This is a genomic window from Proteus sp. G4380 (genome assembly GCF_963885725.1).
In the GTDB taxonomy this organism is placed as follows: domain Bacteria; phylum Pseudomonadota; class Gammaproteobacteria; order Enterobacterales; family Enterobacteriaceae; genus Proteus; species Proteus mirabilis.
In genome coordinates this window covers 1-18,960 of record NZ_CAWPAV010000155.1, presented here as the reverse complement: position 1 = coordinate 18,960, position 18,960 = coordinate 1, and the positions used below count along the sequence as shown (strand labels likewise).

Below are 18,960 nucleotides of genomic sequence, written 5' to 3'. Positions count from 1 at the left end.
GCATTAAAGTCTATTTATTTATCTATTAAAGGCAGAGTTAACTTACTCTGCTTTTTCACCCAAAAAAGGGATCAACACGGTGACGCTACCTTCAATATCTTTACCAACAAGAATTGACCAAGCCCGACTGAAATGGACGTCGTTACAGCAACAACATCTCTATTTTGCCCCTGTACGCCACCATAGCCCAGCTTGTGCTTATGCAGTTTTATCATTAATTGATTCTGTAAAACCTGATTATATCTTAATTGAAGGTCCGGATACCTTTAATTCGCTTATTCCTAGCCTAACGGATAAAGATACTCTCCCTCCTATTGCTATTATGGGGCAAGCCGAATATTGTCATCATGATAGTGGCCTAGAAGAGCGTGAAAAATCGCTACACTCTGCCTATTTCCCATTTTGTGAATATTCCCCTGAGTGGCAAGCTTTGCGAGGTGGTTTACGCATCAATGCAACAACACGTTTTATCGATTTACCTTGGGCGGCTCAAGTCAATAACGAAGAGTATAGCGATCTACAAAGCCGTAGCTTACAAAAAGAACGTTATTTAGCCCATAGCCAATTTATTGCACAATTAGCTAAACAATGTCATTGCCGTGATCATGATGATGTTTGGGAGCATCTTTTTGAGTTACGCAGTATTGAGGCATTAGCAGATTGGCAAACACTGTTTAATGACATTTTTATTTGGTGTGCACTTGCGCGCCTTGACTATGAACCTGAAGTACTTGCATCTGAGGGCTCTTCACAACGTGAAGCACATATGCTCACTCATATTAAAACCATCAAACAGCACGAGCCTAATGCCAAAATATTAATCGTCACAGGGGGAGCCCACACCCTTGCGCTAATCGAAGGCTTAGCTTCTTCACAACCCCACTCTTTCGCTATTTCTAGCTCAGAACAAAAGCACTTTACTAAAATGCAAAAAATGGGCGAAAAAGAGCAAGCTTGGCTTATTCGCTATAGCTTTGACAGATTAGATGCACTTAATGGCTATGCATCTGGTATGCCATCTCCGGCTTTTTACCAACAAGCTTGGCAAAGCTTAATGCAACAACATCATGATAAATTAGAAAACAATGAGGCGGCAAAACAGCCAACGCAAGTTTATCGCAATAAAATGGGCATCGCCTTTTTAAGCTCAGTGGCTCAGACTATCAGAGAACAACAATTTGATAATCCACCCAGTTATTTAACCGTAAAACTAGCAGCCGAGCAGAGTTTACGCCTCGCTTTACTAAGAGAGCACACTGGTATGGGGCGTTATGATTTGCTTGATGGGTTACAAAGCGCCTTTATTAAAGGCAGTTTAGATGACAGTCAAAACGAATTATGGGACGAAATCAAAACCTGTTTTTCAGGTTATCTATTAGGACAAATTCCATTAGGTACAGCAACGCCCCCTTTAGTCAATGAAACCTATGAACGCGCCAAAGCATTTCGCTTTAAACTTGATGATACATTAGCAAAAACTACAAAATGTGATGTTTATCGCAACCCCCAACATCGCTTAAGAAGTCGTTTTTTACATTTATTGGCATTTTTAGAAATCCATTTTGCCCACCGTGTCAATGGACCTGATTTTCTTTCTGGTCACCAGTTGGATCTATTATTTGAAGAATGGCAATATGCATGGACCCCCAATGTTGAAGGTGAACTGATCTCATTATCAGAAAAAGGCTCTCAACTTGAAACTATCGCCTTAAATAAACTGTTAGCAATGGAAAAACAGCTTGCAGAACAAGGACAAAGCCGTTCAAGCCAAAGTGCGGTCACTTTGTTAATTCAAGCGGCATTAATTGGGCTCCACCAGCGTATCCCTACGCTATTTAAACTGCTAGATAGCTATATTCAGCAAGATTTTCGCCTTGAGTCATTAACACAATGTGGACATAAATTGATCCATTTATGGCGAGGTCGTCAATATCTTGATATTACCGATGAGCTGACATTGGAAAATAGGCTACATCAAGTGATCCCTCAAGCCTTCTTTTGCTTAGAGCAATTGGCTCAAGGTGATGAGCAACAACAAGAAAGCAATCTGCAAGCCCTACTTTCTTTACGTGAACTCATTGAGTTTATGCCATCACTGGATCATCAATATGATTATAAAAGTGATTTTTATCAGCAACTTAATCGCCTTGATGGACAGTTAGATACCGTTCCTTTATTAAAAGGTGCGGTAGATGCATTACGTTATCTAGGTTCGTATATTGACGAAAAGACCTTAGCGGCCGTGTTAAATGCGACCTTTAGTACAGGCAGCGCTCCCGAACATGCCATTGGTTATTTTGTCGGTATAATGCGCACCGCACCAGAGCTAGTCATTCGCCTGCCGTTGTTAGTCAATCACTTAAATAGCTTATTACAGCAATGGGATGAAGAACGTTTTATTCAGATTTTACCTGATTTGCGTTTTGCCTTTAGCCAACTTAATCCCAAACAAAATGCAGAGCTTGCACAATATATTGCTAATGATATTGGTTTAGATACGCAAGCCTTATCACTATGGCAATCAGAATTTAGTGCCAAGCAAATGCTTGAAGCCACTAAACTCAATCAAAAACTGCAACAGCGCATTAAGACACAAGGCATGATTTCTTGGTTTGAGGCGAAGAAAACAGAGAAAGGAGACCATACTCATGGAGAAGCATGATGATATGCCTAAAGATAAAATACAACAAGCCAAACGTTGGCGCTTGATTTTAGGCCAATACGCTGATGATGCTTTAGGGCAAGCCACGTTTAATGCTGATGATCTTAAAATTGAACGTACACTCGATTTTCTTTATCGCCGTGAATATCAGCGCCGAGGATTACGTCAAGAGCGCGGTCGCCATGGTTCTCTCGATGCATCGCAACTTACTGCCGTAAACTGGCTAAATCAAGCTCGCAAACTTTTTCCCAATAGCACATTTGAACGTATGCAATCACAAGCGATTGAACGTTATCAAATCAGTAGCTTTCTTAAAGATCCCAATACGCTAAAAGCCATGGAGCCGACTAAAGCGTTAGCTAAAACACTATTAAGCTTACGCGGACGAATGAGCGAAGAAACGCGAGATGCAGTAAAAACCATTATTCGTAAAGTGGTTGAAGATATTTTGCGTCAAATTCGTAATAACTTTCGCCAATCATTAACCGGTCGTCGTAATCGCTTTAGACGCTCGTTAGTACCAAATAGTCGTAACTTTGATTGGCGTGCCACTATTGCCGCCAATTTAAAACATTACGATACCCAAAATCGTCGTTTAGTGATTGAAACCCCTTACTTTAATTCACGAATGCAACAGCATTTTCCATGGGATGTCATTCTCTGTGTTGACCAAAGTGCATCAATGTCTAGTTCCATTATGTATGCAGCTGTGTGTGCGAGTATTTTAGCTTCATTACCTGCTGTTAATGTCTCCTTAATCGTGTTTGATACTCAAGTTGTCGATTTATCACACTTAGCCGACGATCCCGTTGAAGTATTAATGACAGTCCAATTGGGAGGAGGTACGGATATTGCTAGTGCCATGCAATATTGCGAAAGCTTAGTTAACAACCCTAAGCGTACTGTTATTTCGCTTATCAGTGACTTTGAAGAAGGGGGATCATTAACCCGATTATTAGATTGCACACAACGTCTCAATAGCCAACAAGTTAAGTTATTAGGACTGGCAGCACTAGATGATGAGGCTCAACCGGTTTATGACTCAACTATCGCACAAAAACTCGCCGATAGAGGTATGCAAGTTGCAGCTTTAACCCCAGAACATTTCGCACAGTGGCTAGCAGAGGTAATGCAATGAGTTGGCAGACCGTTTATTTTCATTATGATGAAGATGCGCTTACCGTCTTTGCTAATGCCGGATTATTAAGACGCGCAAGAAAAGATGTTGATAACGAAAAAGTCTCTGTTACTGATGCAAATACAGGGCAATTTAGCAGTGATGGGCAAAAAGTCGTTTTACATGAAGCAGGCATTCAGCAAGCCAGTTGTGATTGTTCCGCAGCAGGTTGTTGCAAACATATTTTAGCCGCTATTTTATGGTTACAAGCCAACAACAATTCGACTGATGATATTAATACTGATAATCCCATTGAAACATCAGCAGAAAAAATTATAGCGCCTGTTGAAACACCGCCTTTATTACCCTCTTTATTTACGCTTGATCCCGAGTTACTCATCAAAAAAGCAGGTAAACCCGCCTGTCGGACTGCGATTAACTTAATTGAACAATGGGAAGATAAAACCTTAGTTCTAGAAGACACAGGAACCCAGCTAAAAATCCAACTCCCTGATGTTGATGAACCGGTCATTTTCTTACAAGCAAGTGGTTACGATGGCATGTTATCCCCTTTTTCTAGCTCTCAGAAAAAAGCTTTTCATCTTGCGATTGTCGCGAAAATATTTGAGCAAAATACACAGCCTTGGACGTGGCCTGAAGATTTAATTCCCTTAAAATCTTCACAACGCCCACTGAATGATGAAGAAATTGCCCTTATTAATACTATTGAACAATTTATTGGTGATCTATTACGTCAAGGGCTATCACACATTAGTTTAAGTAGCGCAACGCAATTACATTTACTTAATATGTCTGCTCGTGCCGAGGGTTTACCTCGTTTAGCCTCTTATTTACGAACATTAAGTACTCAAGTCAAGCGGTTAGCAGAAAGACATTTCACTATGGATGAAAGCAATGTCTTACGTCTATTAGCTCATATCTCAGCCTATCTTTTCCAGCTATCTTATGCGACACCTGAACAATTAAAAACATTACGAGGACAACTTCGCCGTCAATATGATGATAAAAAAACCAGTCTCGCGCTTATTCCTATTGATGCACATTGGTGGACAGCACAAAGTGGCGCATTAGGCACAACTTTTACTTTCTGGGATAAAGAAGCAAAACAATTTTTACAAGCGACACAAGCTCGCCCTAATCAACTTGATACCCTATTTAATCGCTATAGTGTTTGGCATAGTTTATCGTTATGGAAACAAACTGCAGATAAGCTCATGCGCCGACCTTTCTTATTACAAGCGCCTCGTATTTCTGATGAAGGGAAACTAGCTACTATTGGCGATAGCTTTGCGCAAAATCAAACCGATTTTCTTGATGTCACAGATTATCATCAACTACAAACAGAATTAGGTATTCATAACTGGCAAGATTTACCCAATTATTTTACGGATCAACCAGAAGGATTTCTTTCCCCTCTGGTTTTACATATCAAAAGCTATAATCCCTTAATTTGGCATGAAGTAGAGCAGTGTGTTATTTGGGAAGTGGTAGATAATAATGGAAATTCGGCCTTTTTGCGCCTTTATTGGGAAGGCGAAACGCAAAATAATTTAGAAGAATTACGTTTTCTCACTAAACGAGAATTAGAAATCGTTGCGATCACCGTGCAACCTGTTCGACGTGATTTCAATATCGATTTATTACCCACCACCATTTGGATCAAAACAGAGCAAGGCATTGAAATGTTTTATCTCGATTTTGACCAATTTCCCCGTAAGAAAAAACAGTCTGGTTTTATTAGTCATATTCAAGAATATATGGCTAAACGTAAGCGACAAACGGCAATGCATCACAGTGAACCAACCCTTGCACAAAAATTTTGTCGCCCCATTTTATCCGTATTGGAAGCCCAAGCATGTACAGGGCGAGAACAACTTTCTGCAATGCAAAAAGAGCAATTAGAGAGAAGCAAACAAATTGCTGACGATTTAGGTATGACATTAATAGCTAACCAATTAACTCGTTATCTCGCTTTAACTGCTCGTGACTCTCAAGCTTTATTACAGTTAATTTGGCTATGTGATAATCTGCAACAATTACAAAGCCCGCTACCCATTCAACTTAATGAATAAATTTCAAGGTTGTTGTTAAATAAAAAGCTATCTCACTTAGTTAATAAGAGAGATAGCTTATAGAATAGCAATAACTGGGTTTAGGCAGGATTATCAATATCGACAAAAGTAACATCTAAATGGTGAGTTTGTGCTAACCATTCACCTAATGCTTTAATACCATAACGCTCGGTAGCATGATGCCCAGCAGCGAAAAAATGCACGCCCATTTCTCTTGCTATATGAATCGTCTGCTCTGAGACTTCTCCTGTTACAAATGCATCAACACCTTGCTCTGCCGCCTGTTGAATAAATCCTTGTCCTCCACCAGTACACCAAGCAATATGGCGAATAACATCTGGTGCATTGTCACCACAATGAAGCACATTACGCTGTAAGGCTTTTTCGAGTCGTGTTTTTAATTCATTGGCTGTGACAGGTAGATCAAAAATCCCTTTCGGCACTAAAGGCTCGATCTCACCCTCAACTTTTACGCCCATTTTTAACGCTAATTGAGCGTTGTTACCTAAAATAGGATGGGCATCTAAAGGTAAGTGATAACCATATAGATTGAGATCATTACATAGTAGGGTTTTTAAGCGATTGCGTTTCATTGAACGGATAACAACTGGCTCATTCTTCCAAAAATAACCATGGTGAACTAATACAGCATCTGCATTTAAACGTACCGCTTCATCAAGTAAAGCTTGGCAAGCCGTTACTCCTGTCACTATTTTTTGAATATGAGGGCGCCCTTCTACTTGAAGACCATTAGGTGCGTAGTCGTGAAAATTCTCAATACTTAGCTTTTCATTAATAATTAATTCTAGATCAGTATTTTTCATATCCTGTTTCTCCTTGTTATCACGGCGCCACAGTGCGTAGTGTACATATGTGATAAATAACAATAGATTAATTAGCACTTCTCAAAGTGAATAACCTTTATTGTAACTTAAAATAAGAGAATAAATAGAACAGTGAAAATACACGTGATAACACGTTAAAAAGGGTTTGAAGAAGGGGAAAAAATAACGCCTGTTTCAACAGGCGTTAAATGGAATTTTCTGTTATTTATGGCTAGTTAATGCCATTTCTGATTTAGCTAACCAAACTGGCTTATTGCTTGTTTTAGACCATACACGATGTAAATAGCTATAAAACTGAGCGCGTTTAGGATGAAAAACCATAACAGGAAATGCCACAATACCTAGCGCTACCGCACCAGTACGACGGGCTAAAACATGTTTTTTAGTGTATTCGTTATAAGCTGGCATAGTGTTCTCCTGCATAAAATGAATTGATGCTGAAATTTTACCTCATTTGATGAAATTTTACTACTGATCAGACCACTTATTTTGTGCGAAAAATCACCTTTATTTTGCTTGTAGTGTAATTAAATTTCACAATAGAAATAAAAATGAAACAAAATTGAAACAAAAAACAAAAAACCCATTAACAAAGCAAACTAATACTTTATTGAATTACGGTTATAGTAAATAATTTCGCGATTGAATGATAAAAAAGAGAAAATCAAAACAAGAAAAGGGAGATAAGGTATCCAATAATGCTATATCAGCACTAAAGGATATATGACTGGACAATATATTTGGTAATAAGTAATGAAATATTTATTTAGGAAAATCAACAAAATCAACATCTATTGAATGATGAATAAGACGAGTAATAAATAAGGTATCATTTTTTGGTAGATAATAAATTGAATGTTTTTTAAACTCAAATCGTCTCATACCATTACACACCCAATTACATTCTCGTCCAATCCAAGGTGCTTTAGCTAGTAGCTCAAATGTCTGTTTTAAATCATTATGATATTTTTTTGCCTGAGTTACTCCAAATTGTTGAATAGTATAACGAGCAATTTGATAAATATCTTCTTCTGCTAATTGAGAAAGTTTATACATTTAAGTCCTTTTCAGCTCTTGCAAAAATATCATCCATGTCATTTTTACTTTCTAGTGAATTCACACCATCTAGTACCATTTTACGAACCAATTGGAGTCGTTCTTCTCTGATTTCCATCATACGCAAAGCATCTCTAATAACCTCAGAGGTATTTCCATAACGCCCTGAATTAATCATTGAGCCCACAAAATCATTGAAGTGTTCACCTAAAGTTACACTCGTTACTCGTGCCATAAACCCTTCCTACATTGTATTACTTAGTAATACTACATTAGCAATAAATTTATTCATTTGCCAGTTAATACCATAAAAAAATACCCCAAATCAGAAAATCAATTTTGGGGTATCATTCAGTAACTAGATAATTTTATAGCATAAAATACTCTAATTTTATTTCTTCACCGCTTTACCTTTGCCACGTAAGGTTTCAGTTAACCCTTTCAGAAAGTATCTCACCAGTTGATCGCCACAGTTACGGTAGTTTTTATGTCCTGGCTTACGAAATATCGCGCTAAGTTCAGGCTTAGAAACGCGAAAATCCGCTAGTTCATAAATGTTAATCATATCCATGTCTTTTAATTCAAAGGCAACACGTAATTTCTTTAAAATAATATTGTTGGTTATCCGTTTTTCGACTTCTGGAGTAGGATATTTTTCATCTTTACCACGACGATAAAAGATAAGCCCATTTAAAAAATGTCCCAAGGCCATATCATCACACTCAACAAAGGCAGGATCATCGTCTTTTTTTAACCACTGATTGACTTGCTGTTTAGTCGCGGTGAAATCCGCCAGTTTCATTATATCAACAATATGACCATCGCTAAGATCTAACATATAACGCACACTGCGTAACACATAATTATTTTGCATTGATTATCCGCTCTTTATTCAATTCTAAATCAATCATCAATGATGGATATCAATGTTGTGATCTAAAAGTTATTATGATTAAAAAAATACACTCCACCTATAGGTAGAGTGTATTCTATTTGGTGATAAATAAATTATACGACTAAGTTATTTAGTTTATTGTTTACTGGCAAAAACATTATTAACAATTTCAATGGCTTCTTTTTCAATTAATTCGCGATGCTCAGAGCCACGGAAGCTTTCACAATAAATTTTGTACGCTTCTTCGGTTCCAGAAGGACGAGCGGCAAACCAACCATAATCGGTCATCACTTTTAAACCACCAATAGCAGCACCATTACCAGATGCGTGAGTTAAACGCGCAGTAATAGGATCACCTGCTAAGGTATTTGCGGTGACCATTTCTGGTGATAATCGTGACAACAACGCTTTTTGCTCATGAGTTGCAGATGCTTGTATACGATTATAGCTTGGAGAGCCAAAACGCTGCGCTAACTCGTTATAATGTTGTTGTGGATCTTTACCTGTTACCGCTTTTATTTCAGCAGCCAGTAAACATAAGATAATACCATCTTTATCTGTTGACCACGGTTTACCATTAAAACGTAAGAATGATGCCCCCGCACTCTCTTCACCACCAAAACCAAACTCGCCACTGAATAGACCTTGCACAAACCATTTAAAGCCGACAGGTACTTCAACAAGTTCACGACCTAAATCAGCCACCACTCGGTCAATCATCGCGCTAGAGACGAGTGTTTTACCCACTTTTACCTCATTTGACCACTGAGGACGATGGCGAAAAAGATAATTAATCGCTGCCGCTAAATAGTGGTTAGGATTCATCAAGCCCGAAGGGGTGACAATACCATGGCGATCGTAATCAGGGTCATTGGCGAAAGCTAAGTCAAATTTATCACGCAGTTGCAATAAACCTTCCATTGCCCAAGGTGATGAGCAATCCATACGGATCACACCATCATGGTCTAATGTCATAAAGCGGAAAGTTTGATCCACCTGATCGTTTACCAACTCAAGATCAAGTTCGTAATATTCACCTATGCGTTTCCAGTATTCAATTCCTGAACCACCCAGTGGATCGACACCTAATTTCAAACCCGCTTTTTTAATTGCCTTCATATCAACAACGTCACCTAACGCTTTAACATAAGGCATAATTAAATCTTGCTCGTGGATATAACCACTCGCTAATGCATCATCATAAGAAAGACGTTTAACCCCCAATAAATTATTTTCCAATAATTCATTGGCACGTTTTTCAATCACAGAGGTTAAATCAGTATCAGCAGGCCCACCATTTGATGGATTGTATTTTATCCCCCCATCTTCTGGAGGATTATGTGATGGTGTAATGACGATACCATCAGCAATGTCTTGGTGCCCTTGATTGTAAGTTAAAATAGAGAAGGAAACGCTAGGCGTTGGGGTATAACCATTATTCTCTTGAATAATCACGTTAACTTTATTTGCAGCAAGCACTTCTAAAACCGAAATAAAAGCAGGCTCAGATAATGCATGGGTATCTTTACCTACATAGCAAGGCCCCGTTACACCATTATTAGCTCGGACTTCAGCAATAGCTTGAGCAATTGCTAGAATATGTGCTTCATTAAAGCTATGACGTTTGGCACTGCCTCGGTGACCCGATGTACCAAATTTCACACGATGAGCATTCTGATTTGCTTGTGGTTTTAGTGAATAATATTGTGCGGTTAATTGCGCTACATTAATCAGATCGCTTTGACGAGTATGTTGCCCAGCTCTTGAATGGATTGCCACAAATCTTCTCCTATTTTACATCACAATCATGCTTTAAACGAAAGCCTTTGCAATGCATCAATTAACAATAGTGTTTAGATAGTTCCACACACTTTATCAATCTCATTGGCAGGGAATTGCATATCCTGCATGATGCTTTGTACCATAGTTCTTTTACGCTCAGTATTTGAGTTGGTAATAACCCAAAATGGCGTACCGGGAATATGGCGAGGTTTTGTATGACGTCCACTGTCGAGCAATGTTTTTTCATCACCGGCAAAATAAATTCGCGTGCGTCCATGTACTGTTTCAGCAGATTGAGTAAAAGTAGCACTATCTAAGCTATATAATGTAGACAGGATCTGTAAAAAACGATCAACTGATTTTGTTTTCTCTGCATAACTATCAGATAACAGCAGTTCACGCATTTCACGGACCGGATTTTTTGCTGGTGCGACAGGCTTAAGATCAGCATCCTGTTTAACGACAGGCGCTTGTACTGACTCAGTGACAACGACTGGCTGTACGGGCTGTTTGGCATCAAGCTTCAATAGACGCCTTAAAATATCTGAAGCGCTTTCACCGATATGTCTAGTTTCGCTAGCGATATAGCGGTAAAGTTCGTCATCAATTTCTATCTTTTTCATTGCTACCCAGTACTATTTTCAAAAAAAAGTGACTAGGATTATAAGATATAATCTTTAAAAACAAAATAGGTAAAATTTCAATAACTTAAAGCGTATTCATTAAAGAATTAATCTTTTTAAACTTTAAGCTGGGTATTTATCCTATTGTTTCTATCTGTATCATCTTCTATTCTTTGAATTTATTGCCATAGAATAGAGTTGACATCTTCTTCAATGCCCTTTCACATCAGCAATTAAAATAATATAAAACTCTGACTTATCCTTATTGAGCTATATCAAAATTTTATCTTCCCCGTTAAATTTGGAATAATAATCTATATTATTCTATTTTCTCAGAATATAATAAATTAAACTATCTCTTGTTAGATTAACTTTATTTCATATTCCGAAAAAGACAACAAGTTGGCTAATATGATTGCACATGTCATCATAAGGAAAAAATAGACTTAATTTTGGTCATCAATATGAAACTCAATGCATTATTAAACTATCAAATACATCAACCAGAAACAGCAACGATAAACAATTTACCTATTGTGTTGATCCATGGGCTTTTTGGTGATCTCAATAATCTAGGCGTACTAGGTCGCGATCTACGTCAAGACCACACCGTGATACAAATTGATGTGCGCAACCATGGGCATTCTCCTCATAGTGAAAGTATGCACTATCACGATATGGCACAAGATGTATTAGCCCTGCTTGATAGCTTAAATATCGCAAAAGCAATCGTTATAGGTCACTCAATGGGAGGGAAAATTGCAATGGCAATGACCGCTCTCGCACCTCTTCGCCTTGAACGTATCGTAGTTATTGATATGTCTCCTGTTGCTTATAATGTTCGTCGTCATGATAAAATTTTTGCAGCCCTTGAAGCTGTCACTAAAGCTCACGTCACACAACGTACAGAAGCTATTGCTATTATGCGCCCTTTTATTGAGGAAGACGGCGTTATCCAATTCCTGCTTAAATCATTTAAAAAAGGTGAATGGTTATTTAATTTACCCGCAATCAAACAGGCTTACCCCGATATTATTGGTTGGCAAGAGGTGCCTGCTTGGCATCATCCTGTTTTGTTTATACGTGGTGGACTATCCCCATATATTTTAGATGAATATCGCAATAATATTGCTCGCCAATTTCCACAAGCAACCGCCTTTGTTGTCGCCAATACAGGACATTGGGTGCATTCTGAAAAACCAGAAACAGTAATTAAGGCCATTCGTCGCTTCTTAGCCAAAACAGTATAACGTTCCTTTGTTGGTTATAAATCACCAGCAATACTATTTTATAGCGTACAATTATTGCTCTTAAATCTGTCATTGTTGATAAAAAGACCAAATGACAATAGGTTAAACACAGGAAGCAGTAGCGATACGCCGATATGTGGGGTATTATTGGGCGCTTCATATTGAGTCATTGGTATACGCCCTTTCACAGCAAAATTTATGGCAAAAGAACAAACTGATCGCACCACACTGGATTTGTTCGCAAATGAACGCAGACCTGGGCGACCTAAAACAAACCCGCTTTCTCGGGATGAACAGCTTAGAATTAATAAACGAAACCAATTACGACGCGATCGCGTCAATGGATTACGTCGGGTTGAGTTGAAACTAAATGAGGATGCTGTCAATGCGCTTAATGAGCTTGCGAGCGCAAAAAATGTCAGTCGTAGTGAGCTTATTGAAGAAATATTACTAGAACAACTCGCACAAACTTATGCGTTAAAAAAACATCAAAGCTAAAAAAATCAGCAGGAAAATCACACAAATTCGACAGAATTACCCTGCTCTTTTCGTCAAAATAGTGCTTTAGTTTTCAATTATGAAAACATGATGTTTATCTTTTACTGGTAATTGTTCAAAAATACAGACAAAGAGAATAAAAGAGGTTATCTCACTTTATGGCAATCATAGGAATATTCTTCGGCAGTGATACCGGCAACACTGAAAATATTGCCAAAATGCTTCAAGAAAGATTAGGCGCGGATAATGCCGAAGTTCATGATATCGCAAAATCCAGTCAAGAAGACATCGAAGCATTTGATATTCTATTACTAGGTATTCCTACCTGGTATTATGGTGAAGCACAATGCGATTGGGATGACTTTTTCCCAACATTAGAAGATATTGATTTCAACGGTAAACTTGTTGCTCTATTTGGTTGTGGTGACCAAGAAGACTATGCAGAATACTTCTGTGACGCAATGGGAACTATTCGTGATATCATTGAACCTCGTGGCGCAGTCATTGTGGGTCATTGGCCTACTGAAGGTTATCATTTTGAAGCATCTAAAGGTCTTGCTGATGATAATCACTTTATCGGCCTTGCGATTGATGAAGATCGCCAACCAGAATTAACTGAAGAGCGTGTTGACGCTTGGGTTGCTCAGATCAAAGAAGAGATGAGCCTTGACGAAATTCTGGGATAATATAAATTCTTAATATTGAGAATGATAATTATTCAATGGTGTGCTAAGATAGTGTGATAGGTGGGGTGTTTATTTTTTAATATCATGCCTATAATCATTAAGGTTATTAAATACCCTATGTATTAATGAATATATACAGTATTTTGTGAGCACATATTAAATTCACCATTAGCAACAGGATTAAATCCGCATGACCGACAATAATAAAGCGTTAAAAAATGCTGGGTTAAAAGTTACACTTCCTCGCTTAAAGATCTTGGAAGTGCTCCAGGATCCTGAGTGCCATCATGTCAGTGCTGAAGATCTCTATAAAAAACTGATCGATATCGGCGAAGAGATTGGTCTGGCAACAGTCTATCGCGTCTTAAACCAATTTGATGATGCTGGTATTGTTACCCGACATAATTTTGAAGGTGGTAAATCAGTATTTGAATTAACTCAACAACATCACCATGATCACTTAATTTGCCTGGATTGTGGTAAAGTTATCGAGTTTACTGACGATGCTATCGAAGTTCGTCAAAGAAATATCGCTGAACGCCATGGCATCAAACTTTCCAATCATAGCCTGTATTTATATGGTCACTGCGCCGCAGGTAATTGTAAAGAAGATAGCCACGCACATGATGAGAAGTAATCATTCTGGATAATATCTCAGTAAAAAAAGGAACTGCCTGCAGTTCCTTTTTTATTGGTAAAGATTTACTACATTTTGAAATATCATGGGCAGCAACCGTAGCATTCAATCTCGCCTCTAACCAAGCAGGATAGCGTAGTGTAAATACTTTCAGCTTATCTTCTACTTTTAAAAGGTGCGATCTCCTCTTCAGTACAAGTCTCAATAAATTCAGCTAAGGAAATTGCGCCTTCTTTTTGCAACCCTTCAATACTATCAGCAACAAAATCACAATACCCATTGACATCTAAAAATTGTCCTCGGAATGCACTTATTTCTGATCCATAAACAACAGATGCAGGGTGACCATTTATTATCATGATATTTGTGCTTTTAATCATGTTTTACTCCTATCACACTCTCAAACTATTAAGGATAAAGCGTAATAAATACACTTTATCCTTATTGTTATTTAGAAAATCGTAAATGGCATGATCACATTGAATTTAACGTCTTTTTCATCTTGGAAGATATTACCAAAACCACCTTCATAGCTTGGTATATCGGAATGATTATCATAACGAGTGTAGTGGAGTTTAAATAACGTACCTTTCGCTCTCCCCTCTTGAACGGTATACATGATGTCGGCATTCCATGCGCTTTCTCTAATACGTTTACTTTGGTCATAAATAGGGTTACTACTCGGTTTTGCATCCCAAGCATACACATAGGAAGTACCAATCGCCCAGCCCGGTAGATCCCAATTTTTTAGATCATACATCACTCCCGCGTATAATGCTTTTTCACCATTGGCGTTAAAATCAGAACGACCATCCCACCAGATATCTAAACGACCATTCGAGGTTGCCCATCCCGGCGTCATACGTTGTAAAAAGTAACCTTGGTTACCTTCTGCTTTAACCCAAGTACCTTCAACTTTAAAATCAAATACATTGTAGGTATAGCCTAAAGTGAATGCTTGTAACCATGCCAAACCATCATAAACATCGTTAATTCCCCCTCCGGTGACTTTATCTTTTGCACCGTAGAATTGATAAGAGGTTTTTAATGTATTATTTGCGATAGGGAAATCGTAAGAAACTTTGCCAAAATATTGATCAATATAACCATCAGCTTGGCCAAATGCGGCTTCTAATACTAAGCTATTTTTAAAATCATATTTGGCACCAAAAGAGTGTAAATAACTGATATTTGTCTCTAAGTCTGCCTTACGGAAATTGTACATATTCCGATACCACGGCGCTTTATATTCATCAGTCCACATATATGAGAAAGAGAGTTCACCATTTTTATCGAAATCAAATACAGCGCCCGCTTCTGCACCGCGATAAGTACCAGGTAAGAAACTCCAATGAGGACGTAATAATGTTTGCCCTTTAGGTTGAATATATCCACCTTGAGCCCAGAAATGGCCTAATTTAAATTTAGCAGCAGCTTTATAAATACTCACGCCACTGCGATCACCTGTCCATTTTTCATCCCAGCGACTTTTTGCATCACTAAATCCTATTTCATTAGGTGCAGCTGGTCCACTGTTGTTAAGTTCAACAGCACCAAAAGCAGCTAAATCAATACCAAAAAAATCACCCAGATAACCAGAAGAAAAATCAAGATTAGCGTTAAAGGTAGAGTGGTGTAAATTTGCTTTATATTTGCCGTAATCAGGACTGTTTGGTGTTAACTCTTTTCTATCACGGTCACGTTGCCAGTAATAGATCCCCCCTGTCAGGGTTGAGTCATCAATAAATCCTTCAGCATAAGACATTTTCGCAGGTAGTGCAGTTACAAGCAATGCGCCCATAACGGCAAGTGCCACCCTGCCTGGTTTAGCATGTTGCATAACCATAGCATTGTTTCCTCTTTGACTTTGACTAAAAAAGAAATAAGCACCAACGCCTATTTCCAAATATAAAACCCCAAATGGGGAAAAAACCTAAAATTAGGTTAACAACAGCTTATTTTTCGCGACGCGAATTATCAACCTAAAAAAAAGAATTTTTATCAAAATATGACCAAGGGCACATTACTTAATTACAGTTTCATATTTTTTCTTTAGTCAATGAGGGACAAGTAGAACGTAAATATTTTTAATATATTGATATTAAAAAAGAAAATTATCACACCTAATATGATAATGTTTCGTTTTTATAGAAAAGAATTATTAGTCGTATTAATTAATAAACTTTTTTAGAAAAGAAAAATATGTGTCATGGTTCACATTTTTATTATTATAGACAAATTCAATATAATCATATGAAATAAAAGAAGAAGATGATGACAAAAGTTAATAATTTAACACAACGTAAATAAGAATTGATACAAATAATAGCTATAGAAACTCACATTACAAAATAAAAAATAATAATTATTGGTCAATAAAAACAAACTTATTTGATAAATAAAAAATGCTCGATAAATTATTATCGAGCATTTTATTAAGATGTGAGTTTAGTGATATTACACGCCACTAAAACAGAGCGTATTAACCTTGTTTCGAAATCTTCGCCCAAGTATCACGTAAACCAACAGTACGGTTAAAGACCAGTTTATCCGCTGTCGAAAGCTTATCAGCACAGAAGTAACCTTCACGCTCAAATTGATACGCTTTTTCAATAGCCGCATCTTTTAAGCTTGCTTCCACAAAACCTTGACGGATCACTAATGATTCAGGGTTAATGGTTGATAAGAAATCCTCTTCAGCACCAGGATTAGGTACGCTAAATAAACGATCATAAAGACGAATTTCTGCTGGAATAGCATGTGGAATGCTGACCCAGTGGATCACCCCTTTTACTTTACGACCATCAGCCGGATCTTTATTTAACGTCTGTGGATCGTAAGTACAATAAATGGTGGTTATTTCACCTTGTTCATCTTTTTCAACTCGTTCTGCTTTAATGACATAAGCATTACGCAGACGGACTTCTTTACCTAATACCAGACGTTTATATTGACGATTGGCTTCTTCTTTAAAGTCTGCACGATCAATATAAATTTCACGGCTAAATGGTACTTCACGAGTTCCCATTTCTGGTTTATTTGGGTGATTTGGCGCAGTTAAAATCTCTTCACCTTCTGGCATATTTTCAATCACTAAACGTACCGGATCGATAACAGCCATTGCACGAGGTGCGTTTTCGTTTAAATCATCACGAATACAAGCTTCTAATGATGCCATTTCCACGTTGTTATCTTGTTTGGTCACACCAATACGTTGACAGAATTCGCGGATTGACTCAGCCGTATAGCCACGACGACGTAAGCCAGAAATTGTCGGCATACGCGGATCATCCCAACCATCAACAATATTTTCTGTCACAAGCTGATTTAGCTTGCGCTTAGACATGACGGTATATTCAAGATTAAGACGTGAGAACTCATATTGACGAGGGTGGCAAGGAATAGTGATATTATCCAACACCCAATCATATAAACGACGGTTATCTTGGAATTCCAAAGTACATAAAGAATGTGTGATATTTTCCAATGCATCAGAAATACAATGGGTAAAATCATACATTGGATAAATGCACCATTTGTTACCTGTTTGATGGTGTTCAGCGAATTTGATCCGGTAAAGAACAGGATCACGCATGACAATAAATGGTGATGCCATGTCAATTTTCGCACGTAGGCACGCTTTCCCCTCTTCAAAGCCACCCGCACGCATTTTTTCAAATAGCGCTAAGTTTTCTTCTACACTACGAGAGCGATAAGGGCTATTTTTTCCTGGCTCTTTGAGTGTGCCACGATATTCACGAATTTCTTCAGCACTCAACTCATCAACATAAGCCAAGCCTTTGTTAATCAGCTCAATCGCATATTGATACAGTTGATCAAAATAGTCAGAGGAGTAATGAACGTTACCATCCCATTGGAAACCTAACCACTGAACGTCTTTTTGAATCGAGTTGATATATTCAACATCTTCTTTTACTGGATTCGTATCATCAAAACGTAAATTACATTTACCTTGATAATCTTGTGCAATACCAAAATTTAAGCAAATTGATTTTGCATGGCCAATATGAAGATAGCCATTAGGTTCAGGAGGGAAACGGGTATGGACACTATTATGTTTCCCGGTAGCCAGATCTTCGTCAATAATTTGACGAATAAAGTTCGTTGGGCGGGCATCTGCCTCATTCATGGTCATTTTTTCCTCAAAGCAAAACGCATATTGACCTACTATAATCCAATAAGCAGACTTAAATCAAGCTATTGTTTTAAAATCAATTATTTACAATTTAACCATGATATAATTAATAAGAAAAAACACGACAAAACATGACAATACCAGACAAATAAATCAATATATTACAAGTTTTAGTGAGTGTGTTTTCTGTTAAATTCTCCCACCCTGCTATACTCTCCAAAAACTAACCGGATCCGTTATGAACCTCGCAAACTTATCTCAAGAAGAAAAAGACAAAATCAATGTCGATTTGGCTACTTCAGGTGTCGCATATAAAGAACGGCTCAACATGCCAATTGTTGCGTCCAAAGTTGAACGACAACAACCAGCACATTTATGAATGTATTTTAATAAAGGGTTAGTGTTTTATAGTGAAAAAAATAAGAAGTTGCTACATGGGAATTCTGCACCATATCTGAAAGAGCTAAGCAATTTGATTTATATTAAAACTCAAGTTTTGACTAATAACCTTCTCATATATATATCATCAATCATTGATATAACACATTGAACAACAATAACAAGATCGATTTTAACGATCATTTCACCAACCATTAATAGGTAGTAACTATCAAAATCAACGCCATCGATCGAAAAAACCATCTTTACTTAAGTGATATT

The 18,960-nt window shown here is 37.7% G+C and carries 17 protein-coding genes and 1 pseudogene; 8 read left to right on the top strand and 10 right to left on the bottom strand.

All coding sequences use genetic code 11. The features are described 5' to 3' along the window. Positions 1-79 precede the first annotated feature (79 nt). Genes AACU98_RS13965 through AACU98_RS13955 form a run of 3 tightly spaced genes read left to right on the top strand, consistent with a single transcriptional unit; the run spans position 80 to position 5,872 of the window. Positions 80-2,662 carry a DUF5682 family protein gene (locus AACU98_RS13965; RefSeq protein WP_062814373.1) on the top strand — a complete coding sequence of 861 codons (2,583 nt, stop codon included), beginning with the start codon at positions 80-82 and terminating at the stop codon, positions 2,660-2,662. Continuing rightward, a complete protein-coding gene (locus tag AACU98_RS13960; RefSeq protein WP_017827817.1) occupies positions 2,649-3,800 on the top strand; it encodes a VWA domain-containing protein in 1,152 nt (383 codons plus the stop codon). The genes AACU98_RS13965 and AACU98_RS13960 overlap by 14 nt, the downstream gene beginning before the upstream one ends. Continuing rightward, positions 3,797-5,872, top strand: coding sequence for an SWIM zinc finger family protein (locus tag AACU98_RS13955; protein ID WP_161734931.1), 2,076 nt, complete (start codon positions 3,797-3,799; stop codon positions 5,870-5,872). The genes AACU98_RS13960 and AACU98_RS13955 overlap by 4 nt, the downstream gene beginning before the upstream one ends. Before the next feature lie 80 nt (positions 5,873-5,952). Here AACU98_RS13955 and AACU98_RS13950 read toward each other — a convergent pair whose 3' ends face one another. From AACU98_RS13950 to seqA, 7 genes are all read right to left on the bottom strand, one after another. Further along, complete coding sequence (locus AACU98_RS13950; protein WP_004247540.1) at positions 5,953-6,696, bottom strand: type 2 GTP cyclohydrolase I; 744 nt, start codon at positions 6,694-6,696, stop codon at positions 5,953-5,955. Positions 6,697-6,918: 222 nt separating this feature from the next. Continuing rightward, positions 6,919-7,125, bottom strand: coding sequence for a YbfA family protein (locus AACU98_RS13945; RefSeq protein WP_004247539.1), 207 nt, complete (start codon positions 7,123-7,125; stop codon positions 6,919-6,921). 354 nt (positions 7,126-7,479) lie between these two features. Then, the gene (locus tag AACU98_RS13940) at positions 7,480-7,773 is read right to left on the bottom strand and encodes a type II toxin-antitoxin system RelE/ParE family toxin (RefSeq protein ID WP_004244399.1); all 294 of its coding nucleotides are present in this window, start codon (positions 7,771-7,773) and stop codon (positions 7,480-7,482) included. Then, positions 7,766-8,008 carry a type II toxin-antitoxin system ParD family antitoxin gene (locus AACU98_RS13935; protein WP_004244397.1) on the bottom strand — a complete coding sequence of 81 codons (243 nt, stop codon included), beginning with the start codon at positions 8,006-8,008 and terminating at the stop codon, positions 7,766-7,768. Before AACU98_RS13935 ends, AACU98_RS13940 begins: the two co-directional genes overlap by 8 nt. 156 nt (positions 8,009-8,164) lie before the next feature. Continuing rightward, entirely contained in the window at positions 8,165-8,647 is a 483-nt protein-coding gene (locus AACU98_RS13930) for a YehS family protein (RefSeq protein ID WP_004247536.1), read from the bottom strand. A gap of 156 nt (positions 8,648-8,803) precedes the next feature. Continuing rightward, positions 8,804-10,447 (bottom strand): phosphoglucomutase (alpha-D-glucose-1,6-bisphosphate-dependent), encoded by a 1,644-nt coding sequence (pgm, locus tag AACU98_RS13925; RefSeq protein WP_036919970.1) that lies wholly within the window; start codon positions 10,445-10,447, stop codon positions 8,804-8,806. A 74-nt stretch (positions 10,448-10,521) separates the two neighbouring features. Continuing rightward, positions 10,522-11,073, bottom strand: coding sequence for a replication initiation negative regulator SeqA (gene seqA / locus AACU98_RS13920; protein ID WP_004244392.1), 552 nt, complete (start codon positions 11,071-11,073; stop codon positions 10,522-10,524). A 464-nt stretch (positions 11,074-11,537) separates the two neighbouring features. On the opposite strand from seqA, the gene ybfF reads away from it, so the two are divergent. The 4 genes from ybfF to fur all read left to right on the top strand — a co-directional run bounded on the left by ybfF (position 11,538) and on the right by fur (position 14,144). Further along, positions 11,538-12,323: an esterase gene (ybfF, locus tag AACU98_RS13915; protein WP_049236266.1), complete on the top strand. Its 786-nt coding sequence runs from the start codon at positions 11,538-11,540 to the stop codon at positions 12,321-12,323. 198 nt (positions 12,324-12,521) lie between these two features. Further along, entirely contained in the window at positions 12,522-12,821 is a 300-nt protein-coding gene (ybfE, locus tag AACU98_RS13910) for a LexA regulated protein (protein ID WP_004244385.1), read from the top strand. A 158-nt stretch (positions 12,822-12,979) separates the two neighbouring features. After that, the gene (gene fldA, locus AACU98_RS13905; RefSeq protein WP_004244384.1) at positions 12,980-13,507 is read left to right on the top strand and encodes a flavodoxin FldA; all 528 of its coding nucleotides are present in this window, start codon (positions 12,980-12,982) and stop codon (positions 13,505-13,507) included. 190 nt (positions 13,508-13,697) lie between these two features. Beyond that, a complete protein-coding gene (gene fur, locus AACU98_RS13900) occupies positions 13,698-14,144 on the top strand; it encodes a ferric iron uptake transcriptional regulator (RefSeq protein WP_004244382.1) in 447 nt (148 codons plus the stop codon). Between the two features lie 155 nt (positions 14,145-14,299). Here fur and AACU98_RS13895 read toward each other — a convergent pair whose 3' ends face one another. The 3 genes from AACU98_RS13895 to glnS form a co-directional block, all read right to left on the bottom strand. Further along, positions 14,300-14,524, bottom strand: coding sequence for a type II toxin-antitoxin system HicB family antitoxin (locus AACU98_RS13895; RefSeq protein WP_049236268.1), 225 nt, complete (start codon positions 14,522-14,524; stop codon positions 14,300-14,302). A 71-nt stretch (positions 14,525-14,595) separates the two neighbouring features. Then, on the bottom strand, positions 14,596-15,990 hold the full coding sequence (chiP, locus tag AACU98_RS13890) for a chitoporin ChiP (protein ID WP_004247531.1): 1,395 nt from the start codon (positions 15,988-15,990) through the stop codon (positions 14,596-14,598). 636 nt (positions 15,991-16,626) lie between these two features. Continuing rightward, complete coding sequence (gene glnS, locus AACU98_RS13885; RefSeq protein WP_012367653.1) at positions 16,627-18,294, bottom strand: glutamine--tRNA ligase; 1,668 nt, start codon at positions 18,292-18,294, stop codon at positions 16,627-16,629. Between the two features lie 244 nt (positions 18,295-18,538). On the opposite strand from glnS, the pseudogene AACU98_RS13880 reads away from it, so the two are divergent. Next, positions 18,539-18,676, top strand: a pseudogene (locus tag AACU98_RS13880) (DNA polymerase III subunit theta); the annotation flags it as partial. Positions 18,677-18,960: the final 284 nt, after the last annotated feature.